Genomic DNA, 10,209 nt, shown 5'->3' with positions numbered 1-10,209 from the left:
TGGATCTGTTTATTCGTAGTATGTTAGTATTCGTTTGGTATAGGTTTCGGGTACGCCATTTTCTTTGTATGAAATACGCTCGGTCCAATTGCCATAAGCATCATAATTAAAAAATTTGGCTACTCGTTTTCCGTTAAGAAACTCTACCTGTCCAAACTCATTAAATTCAAAATCGCCTACAGACATAGTAGTGCGTAATTTGGCAGACTTTATAATGCCTGTAGGGTAGTATACATACTCATTGGTTTTTCCATATAAATGTCTGGTCTGTGTGTACAGCTTTCCATTTTTGTATTTATAGATATCATGTATACCATCCTCCTCTTTACTTTCAATTAGTCTTCCTTTTTTATCATATTTATGTACAATTGGGTTTGCGTAATCTCTTTCTAATTCTAAATTTGAATTGCCTTCTAAAACTTTCCAATATTGAGAATCTATCAAATCCCCGTGTGTATTGTATTTAAAAACCAAACTATCTTCAGTCCACATGTTTTTATCATCATCATCGTGATTAATTAATAAACGATATGCTTGTTTACCATCAGCTCTATAAGCAAACTTATTTCCAGAAACTGAGAAGAAACCATCCCTGTCCTTTTCTAATACTTTTTCTCGTATTAGTCTACCTTTATTGTTATAAACAAATTCACTTCCTATTTTTTGGATATTACTTTGAGTGGTTTCGTAAGTGTATGTGATATTTCTTTTTTGTCTTCCTAAAGAATCAAATTCTACTTTAAAATTCCAAGGTAAGTCAATTCCTCTTTTATAGTATCGTTTAGTACTTTTTGTATAGTTACCATGCGCATCTTTGTACATATAATACATTACTTCTTCACTTGATTTGACTTTACCATAAAACATACGTTTAAAGCCACTACCTAAATATACTTGCCATATAATGGTGTCTTTAATTTGTTTTTTCTGTCTTATATCTTTTTTTTGATCATTCCTTTTTTTTGATTCTTCATTTTTCTTTAATCTTTTTTCTGCGTCAATTTTATCAAAATCAATTTGAACTACTTGTAATTGCTCTGTTTTATCAGTTTTAGTGCTTGTTTTTTTAGCACAACTTAAACTGATAAAAACAAGCATAAAAAAGCTTAGTTGTTTAAATGTTTCCATAAGCTTGGGTTTTGTTTGCGGTATTTATAATAAGTAAATTGCCTACCAGCACGCTTAAGCCTAATGGGCCAATACTTGTAGCTCCTAATACCCCTATAAAACTTTGGAGTAGTTGGAAATAAGGATCATCGGGTTTAAAAATAGCGCTGAGTTGTCCTTTTTCTAGAATATCAATTTTACTGTAAATACCCCCACTGGCATAAAAACCAAATTCTACTTTATAGCCTTTGCTAACATTACCAGCAAGCGCAGCATCAAAAGTTAATTTATTTTCAACAGCTACATTGAGTTGGGCTTTGACTAACAAAAATTTTATGACTTGTTTGAGTATTTCGGCAATTTCGGACAAGTACGGAGATACAGTTCGTATAATAGCATCAGGTGTGTCTTTTAAGGTGTTAAGTACCCCCTCTTGATCCATAGTTTGTATAAAATCGCCTATAATGTGGGTATAGGGGCGTAGGCTATCGGTATCAAAAGCCTCGGCAGTATAAATGTTTTGTAATTTGGTTAATGCCGTTTCAAACACTGTATTTAGGGAGTTGCTGGTAATAGCCGTTTCGGAATTGACTGCTATTTCGGCTTTGGTTTCGCATACAATACTAGCTACTTGTTCGGCTACTTTTTGGTATATTACAAAATTGTCTCCTGTAAATTGTACTTGCGATATAGCAAAACGCAAGTACTCGTAAATAAATTTAATGGTATTTACAATCTCTTTAGTTTCCAAAGTGGCTTCGGCATCCAAGGCTGTTATAAAAGAAGCTTTTCTTTTGTCATCGATGAGAGAGGCTATAAAATTACTTCTATCATCTTTAAACGTTTTTTTATAAAAGGTACCCGATTTGCTATTTTGTTGTTGTACCGTTTTTTTAGCTTTACGCGAGGCCTTGTTGGTAATGCGATCGCCAATAAGTACGCGTTTGCGGATACTAAAGGAGTTAAATAGTTCAACTAAAGTATCTATATTGGTTACGTAGTCTGCAATGCTAGGTGGTATATTGTTATTTCCTTGGATTTGGGCATCGGTTTGTACTTGGGTGATAAACTCTTTAATTTTAACAAATTCTAAGAAAAATACACTCTCGTTACCGGGTTCCAATGGCGTATCTAAATCACCAGAAAATATTTTAAGTCCTACTTTTTTGGTAATGTTTCCATTAGGGTCTGTGGTGCTAAATAGTTGACTGGCATCAATTTTATGATTAAAAAACTCATGGTTTTCAGGAATGTCTTTTCTCTTATAACTTAATTGGTATAAAATAGCAATCCCTTTATGTAAATTAAAAGAAGGAATAAAAGATATAGGACTAATAGTATTTACTAAACCAGCAATAAAATTGACTAACAAAGCATTAAAACGTAGGCTTAATTCTACTTGTAATTCATAATAAATTTCGCCTTCAATACTAGTTTCACTAGGCATTCTAAAATCAGCGTTATATACTTCGGGTAAATTATCAAATTTAGCTTTATACGTATATTTTCCGCCAAATCGAAAAAAGTTATCGGTATTTGCACTAACTCCACCTAATTTAGTAAGTAGAGCGGTAATACCACCTCCTTTTAATTGATCAACTTGTTTTACATTATCTGCGCCCCATGTATCTGGGTCGGGGACTTTACCTATATAGGCATCGCCATAAATACGCCCTTCCAAATAGAAACCAGCATCATTATGGATTAGATAGTCGCTGGGATCAATATTTATAGAAAAAAAGTATTCTGATAAATCAAATAAGCGTTCTTTTAAAGCTGATTTTAAAAGCCCTGTAGTGCTTGGCACATTGTTTAATGTGTTTTCGAACATGGCAATGGTCATAGCAATGAGTGGCGTGTTTGATTTTGAAATGTCAAATTCATACACGCTAGTCATTTCTAAATTAAGTGTAATTTGGCCCGTAATGGAGGCAGCAATACCGTAGTGAGTTTCCTCTTCTTTGTTTTTACCTTTACCAGCCCCTACATTTTTAGTTGATTTACCTTTGCCACCAGTTTTGAATGAGCCAGTACTAGCTCCAACAGCAAAACCAATACCTGCAGCAAATTTTTCACGTAGATTAATAACAAAGTCTTCATCATTAGTTACTTTTCTAAGTAGGTAAGCATCTCCTTCTGCATTAGCGGTAAGAGGCAGTCCAAATACAGGAGCACTTGCTGAAATTCCGCCTTCGGCAACGCCACCAAAACCACGAGGCCATCCAAATTCGGCAATGTCTTTTACCCAGCCGTGCATTTTTATAAAGTATTCTCGTGCTTCGTTGTAAGTATCCACCACATCATCTACAAAATCGACTACTTCAGCTCGTACTTTTTCTATAAATTTATCGTGCTCATTTTGAGTTGTCCAGTCAAAATAAAAAATTTCGGCTAAGGTATCGGGATCAATACTTGGCTTTGATTTTTTGGTATACATACGCCCATCTTTGGGCTGGTAGTTTAAGCTATAATACAAACCTTCAACATAAGTACGAGAAGGTAACCATACGTATGAGCCTTCGGGTAATTCAATAGGAGCATCAAATCCAAAAGGTTTGTCGGGAGCATTTTCAAAATCCCAGTTATAGTTATCGTCTTTTTTTACTAATTCATCAAAAAACACTTGATAATTGAGCTGGTAACCTTTGTTATCATAAATGTTTACTTCATCTAAATGTGCATCTGTATAATTGCTATAGCCGTTGTATTGGATTCCGTTATTAACCACTGGCGAATGGTTCATGTAATACACCAGGTTTGTTAAAAATTTAAGACGCGTATCTTTTTTTAATTCTCGTTTTGGAAAGCTGTGAATTAAGTTTGATGGATTCGTCTTATCATTTTCGGGAGCATTTTCGTTTTCTAAGTTAGGGCGTTTTAGTATTGGATAGTCATTTTTATAATATTCATCATATATTAAAGAAATAATGGTATCATCTTTTCCTACTCTAACTAAACGTGCTCCAGGTTCGGGTTGTTCTGTAATTGGTGGTTCTATTAGCAAACCCTCAGCATCTTTTTCTAACTTAAATAAATTACTTTGACTTAAACTTGGGTTTGTTGTGTTTTCATCATTCACAAAAATAAGGGTGTCATTAAAAGCTATAGTATCATTTTTAGGAATAATTTTATAGACCTTTCCTTCGGACCCGTCAATTGGGATTTGATTTGTATCCTCGAGTGTAGTTGTTACATTTATTGACACATTAGCTTTGGTAACCACAATACGAGTTTCGCTATTATTGGTATAAAAAGTACCACTAGCGGAATCATATATAGTGTTTTGCGATAGTTGGTAGTCAAGAGCAATAAGTGTTTGACTATCTAGTTCACCGGTTTGAGGTAATTTAAATTCTTTTTGTAAATTTTTTAATGCATTTTGTGTTTGATCACCAAATTTACCATCAGCTTTTAGCGTGTTATCAATACCTAGTTTTTTAGAAACAACCGCTATGGCAAATTGAAGCACTTGAATATTTTCAGTAGTATTGGTAGTGCCTTTTTTTAAAGTATCGGCACCATTACCATGTACTGCTAAATTTTGAAAAAAAGGATTGCCCTTAAAGTAATTAGATTTTAGGGTACTTCCTCGTAAAAACGTAGGCAAATAAGTACTAGCTAGTTCATACGGAATATGCGTTGCTGCTTTTTGAGATATATAAATTGCCATGTTTTATCCTTTAGTAACTAAACCGTTAATCGTTATTTTATCTGTTCCAGAAATGAAACTTTGTTTTTGCTCTAAAATATCCTTGCTGTTATTTAAGCTAATACTTTTTATACCCAATTCCATTTCATCAAGGCGGTACCGGTCGTTTTCCCTAAAATCGGTTTGATTTATGTGAACAAAGGATCTATATTTACTTGCTTCTGCCAGCTTTTTTAACTCATCATATTCTTCAATAGTTATAGTAATGCAATCAAAAGTTCTGGGTTCTATGTATGAAAGTCCACTATTGTTAGTGCCAGGATTTAAATAATATAAATACTCTCTGTTTTCATCGGTACCATTTTTTGGAAACGGATGGCTTACTTTTTTTAATTTTAAGCTTTGCTGTTGTAACCTTAGCGGTAGCGCAGCTAAAAAACCTAAACTTTTAATATTAGGATCATATTCAAATTCATCTAAAAATACAGCATTGTCATATTTTCCTTTTCGAACAAGAGATAAAGGGTAATTTAAGCTGCTATCAGCAGAACTGTGGTTTATTTTATCTTGAAAGGCAAAAAAAGTAATATGATGTTTATCTTTTGCAATGCCAATAGTTGGTAGATATACATCTTTACTATCATCATTACCTACTGTTTTATCTATAACCGGAGCATTTATTGATGAATATAGATAGGTATTAAAATCGCCATCGTCTGGTTTTTTATCATCAATAAGTAATTTCATATCCAATGAAAATAAGGTGTCTAAAATAGAATTTCGAAGTATGCTATTACAAAATGAATATTGGAGTGAACTGTATTTAAAAATAAAATAATTAGCTCCAAGAGTGTCACTGTCATTAGTCCAACTGGAAAGTGTAATTTTTTCAGAAAAACCAACCAAAAATTGTTTTTTTTCGTCTAATTGATTTAGATGATGAAATTTGTTTTTTGAATCAGTTTCGGGAAGGAATTCATGAGTAAACGAGCTTAAGTAATACTTTGAAGTATCATCACTAATTCCAATAAAAGGAAGTTCTAAAATTATTTTAGATGTTGATTTTTTTATAGGAAGCTTTTTGTTTTCTAATCGTAATAAAGGCCAATCATTATAATAGTTTATTGATTCTCCTTGTAATTCATCACTTCCTTCTTGCTCAAAGCTCAAACGAATCGTTTTTCCAAAGCTATCGTAATAATCATAGGAGTAATTTTGGTCATTTCGAATATCGAGGTATACAACTTCTTTATTAAAAAATAGATTTACTATTTTTTCGGCATCTTCTTTTTTTGCAGATTGTCCAGTGTAAGCTTTTACTTTTTTATTAGTTGCTTTTGCACAGCCATAAAAAGCAGCAGGATCTACATAGGTTAATATACTTTCTTTTTGATGCCAATAGTTAAACGTAGCTTCTTTTGTGGTATTTGCAGGAGCATTTACTTCAATAAAAGCTTCTTTGCTTCGTATTTCGCCCAAAGTGGGTTCATAACCCAAACGATCTTGTATAATTTGAAACCCAGCTTTTGAACTGCCACCAATAAATTGTCCTATTTGACAACCTGCTTTTACTAAAGGGAGCTGAATGCTATCTTTTAAAAAAATAGCTGTTTCGGTATAAAAATCATTAGCTTTAAAATTATCACCATCAATAGAGTAGTGGTATCCAATGTTTTCTGATTTAGGTTTTGGTTTATCAACTCCAGTATCACCATTGTCCGCATTTATTTTATCCTGTAAATCGTGTAATACTTTTAAAATATTGTTTGCTTTCCAATTAGAATAATCGTTACTAATTACACCGTCGGCACCAAATAAAGATGATTTTTTTATACCTCGATACACAAAAAATTTAATTGTTGGAAAATCGAAATCTGGATTATTAATTGGATATAAAATAACATTAACACAATCGGGGTTATCAATACATTGCTGTACAAAAGGAATTCCTTCGAGTACAGCAATGGCAGCTGCATTAGTTTTTACAGAAAAACTATTATCGACCTTATATTTTAAATCATTAACTGGTCCAAAAGCATCTTGCTTTACTTGAGTGCCTGTTAAAGAATCTGTGTCTGTAAAAAAGAAAAAATCTGCCATGTAAATGTGTGTTACAACGTGTATTAGTTTTTCAATATCATTTTACCAAAAGTTTGATTCCCCGAACCAATAGCTTTGGTGTAAAATGTAGTATTACTAGCTTTTATTAATGTATTTGGACAAAAATTGGCACTGCTTTTTTTACCTCCTACCTCATCGTCAAAAATGGGAGTGCTCACTTGATTTCCCTGGTCATCAATTATAGTATGGTTCAACGTATATTCCCCGTGATCCATTGTGATAAGTTTATCCGATAGCTCCGTCATATTAATGGAAGAAAACAAGTGTAGTTTTCCATCGATTAGCGTAGGATAAAAAGAGCCTATTTGTTGCTCTCTATTTTTAAATCGTTGACTATATTCAAAATAAGACTCGTAAAGGAGCTCGCCTGTTACATTGAATTTAACTACTATGCCAGGGCCATTAAAATATTCGTAATCATATTCAAAAGATTTACCGGGTATTGCCGTGGCATCTTCTTTATACCGATCTCCAATAAGGTAAATATTGTTCTGGTCTACAATAACATTTTTAAGTGTTAAATGGGTAAACCCCTTTCCTAAAAACTTTTTTGATACCTCTTTGGTCCAAGCATGTTTTATGAGTGTTTTTTGAGTTGTAATATCGTATAAAAAGGCATACTTACTTTTTCTATCGGTATTTGCAACAGCTCCTTTCCATAGGTCGGTGGCAAAACCTAACAGCATAGGTCCTTTGGTGGTTTCTACAATTTTTGATGTAATTACAAAAAAATCATCTGTAGGCAATTCATTTGCTGTTACCTCTTGATTGCCTTGTAATGATACAATAACTGTTTTTGGAGTAGTTTTGTTTTTATCAACGGTTTTAACAAGCAAGCCTTTTTTATCATTGGTTAGGTATAAGACTTCGTCATATGCTTTTTTACTTTTGTAATTAAGACTAACGTCTTTTTTTTCAAGCTCATTAAGCGTATTGGCATCAAATAAGTGAAAAGTAAGTTGCTCTTGGCCTTTTTTTATTTGTGGTAAATGGGCAACTACACCAATACTTTGATTGTCTTCGGAAACTGCAAACAGAAAATCTCCAGAGTTCGAAGTTTTTTCAATAGGAAAACTTACCAGTGTTTTTGGTGCACTTATTTTAGATTGCCCAAAAGTATAGACCTGTACAAATAGGGTGTTACTTTTTCCTTTTACGGGTAAATACGAAAAAATAAGGAGCTGATTGGCGGTGCTAAGGGTGTTTAAATAAATAGCCTCCTTAGCATCAAGTATTGGTAATGCTACTTTAGTATCGGCAATAATTTTGCAAGCAGCATCAAAGGATTGGATGTAAATGTGGTTCCCAAAGGTTTTATTTGGAATAGGTTCCACACTATACGTAACAAAACCTTGATCAGATGCTAAATCCAGTTTAGGGTTTAGCATTCCAATACTAGTTGTGTTGTAATATTGAGACCACTCAAAGCTTGGTTTTTCCTGTGCTGTACTAGTAAAAATAGCACTAAAAAAGAGTAAAGCAAGGAGTTGGTAAATGTTTGTATGTTGTGTTTTCATTGCGTCACTATTTGAAATTAGCATTGTATTCATAAACAATTTTTAAAATACTGAGCATGCCATATCCTTTTTCTTTGTTTTTAATTTTTGTAGCTAGTTCAGGATAATCTTTCATGTAATTACTAACTACTTTTTTAAAGCCTAAGATCATTTTTGGTGATGCAAATTTTAAAACTTCGCCAGTTTCTTTAATGGCAATGATTTCGGTTTGTAATCGTTTCCCGTCAATATCTATAGCCACTTCGGTATTCCCTTTTTTTGCTACAGTGGCTTGAGCTAAATCTTCGGTAACATATTGGAAATATTCAAAAAGGTTTATTTTCCCTTGGACAGATTGGTGTATAAAAACTTTTGTTTTTCCAGTTAAGCCTTCATAAGGAATAGATTCGTAATAATCATTTAATATTTTATAGGCATTTAAGTCTTTTGGGCCATATTTTGTGGGTTTTTTATCTTCTTTTTTAGTATAAAATTTAACCGTTCTTTGGCTAGCTATTTTACCTTTTCGTTTGATAAAACCTTCTATTTTTTCACCTTTTTTTGTAATTACAAAGCCTGGAAGTCTTTCCCCAATATCATTGGGAATATTGGCATCTTGCGCAATTACAGTAAAAAATGAAATAAGACAAAGCAATACCGATGTTATATAGTTTTTCATGATTGTCTTTTTATTTAATTACACAACTCCAATACAAAGTTTCCGTTAATGATACTTCCTTCAATTCCACTGGCTACAACGCTACCGGTAAGTTGATCATCGCTGTTAACACCATTAATTATAAGTTGACCGCAAGCAGGTTCTAGATCAGTACCATCTCTACGAAAGGCAAAATTGGCATTGCCTATTAAGGCAGCAAGTTCATCTGCAGTATTGGCATTCTGAATAGCTTCGGCAGTAGGCTGTTTACCATTTAGTTCAATAGTTTGCGTTTCAAGAGAGTTTATAATAAAGACAATAATATCATTAGTACCTTCAAATTCAGGAAAAAAACAGGTGCTTCCTTCGGACTGTGGTTTTACAAAAATTTCTATAGTGTAAGCTGTTTTTCCGTCAAATCCTGTATCTGTGTAAAAACCTCCTTGTACCGTAAAATCAGCACCCCTAAAGCTTCCTTGAGCTACTTGATCAATAAGTGCTGGCGCGTTACAGTCGGCATTGCTACCTCCATTGCTCGAATCGTCGTCGGAACTACAAGCTAACAGTGTAAGGCTTGTTGCAATAGCAGCTAATTTTGTTTTGGTAAGTGAAATAGTCATTGGTTTAATTTTATCAATTTTGGTTAACATTCATTTTAAAAATGGACATACATTTCCTGCTTCGAAAAAAAACTTTTTTTCGAAAAATTGTTATCTAATAACTCTAGGTGGATTTAGCGTTTAGAGATATTAGTACCATTAAGACTATTTTAGAAACTAGGGGGTAAAAAAATAGCTGTGTTTGTCTTAATCTAAAACTACTAAATTTTTAAACTGGTGCTTAATTTTTTTTTAGATGTAAATGATAAGTAGTTTTTTTAAGGTACTTACTAATAAGTTAGTTTTATATAAACAAAGGGCTGAGCGGTTTTTTGTATTTTATTTGGTAGGAATAAACGTGCAAAATGATTAGAGATAGCTGGGATTAATTATTTTTTATAATTTCATTACTTTGAAATATGTAAATTGTTATTAGTTAGTATTTTATATGTTTATAGATCCTGTTTTTTTAATAAGTTTATAAAATGAGAGCTAAGCCTGATTTTGTTTGTAAAAAGTTCAACAGTGGAGGATTATTAAATAATAATTGCATTTTTATGTATGTAATTTGATGCCTGT

At 32.8% G+C, this 10,209-nt stretch carries 6 protein-coding genes; all 6 read right to left on the bottom strand.

Annotated elements, in window-relative coordinates; translation table 11 throughout:
• Nucleotides 1–9: 9 nt before the first annotated feature.
• The 6 genes from KQA_RS0202375 to KQA_RS0202350 are packed head-to-tail and all read right to left on the bottom strand — an operon-like array spanning nt 10 to nt 9,681.
• Nucleotides 10–1,128 (bottom strand): RHS repeat domain-containing protein, encoded by a 1,119-nt coding sequence (locus tag KQA_RS0202375; RefSeq protein WP_010177697.1) that lies wholly within the window; start codon nt 1,126–1,128, stop codon nt 10–12.
• Nucleotides 1,115–4,777 carry a peptidoglycan-binding domain-containing protein gene (locus KQA_RS0202370; protein WP_010177695.1) on the bottom strand — a complete coding sequence of 1,221 codons (3,663 nt, stop codon included), beginning with the start codon at nt 4,775–4,777 and terminating at the stop codon, nt 1,115–1,117. Before KQA_RS0202370 ends, KQA_RS0202375 begins: the two co-directional genes overlap by 14 nt.
• A gap of 3 nt (nt 4,778–4,780) precedes the next feature.
• Complete coding sequence (locus KQA_RS0202365) at nt 4,781–6,856, bottom strand: hypothetical protein (RefSeq protein ID WP_010177693.1); 2,076 nt, start codon at nt 6,854–6,856, stop codon at nt 4,781–4,783.
• Nucleotides 6,857–6,879: 23 nt separating this feature from the next.
• Nucleotides 6,880–8,394, bottom strand: a complete 1,515-nt coding sequence (locus KQA_RS0202360; RefSeq protein WP_157366566.1) for a hypothetical protein — start codon at nt 8,392–8,394, stop codon at nt 6,880–6,882.
• A 7-nt stretch (nt 8,395–8,401) separates the two neighbouring features.
• Nucleotides 8,402–9,052, bottom strand: a complete 651-nt coding sequence (locus KQA_RS0202355; RefSeq protein WP_010177689.1) for a hypothetical protein — start codon at nt 9,050–9,052, stop codon at nt 8,402–8,404.
• A gap of 14 nt (nt 9,053–9,066) precedes the next feature.
• Nucleotides 9,067–9,681: a hypothetical protein gene (locus tag KQA_RS0202350; protein WP_010177687.1), complete on the bottom strand. Its 615-nt coding sequence runs from the start codon at nt 9,679–9,681 to the stop codon at nt 9,067–9,069.
• Between the last annotated feature and the right edge of the window lie 528 nt (nt 9,682–10,209).

It is taken from the genome of Aquimarina agarilytica ZC1 (assembly GCF_000255455.1).
In the GTDB taxonomy this organism is placed as follows: Bacteria; Bacteroidota; Bacteroidia; order Flavobacteriales; family Flavobacteriaceae; genus Aquimarina; species Aquimarina agarilytica.
This window is presented reverse-complemented; position numbering and strand designations above follow the sequence as displayed.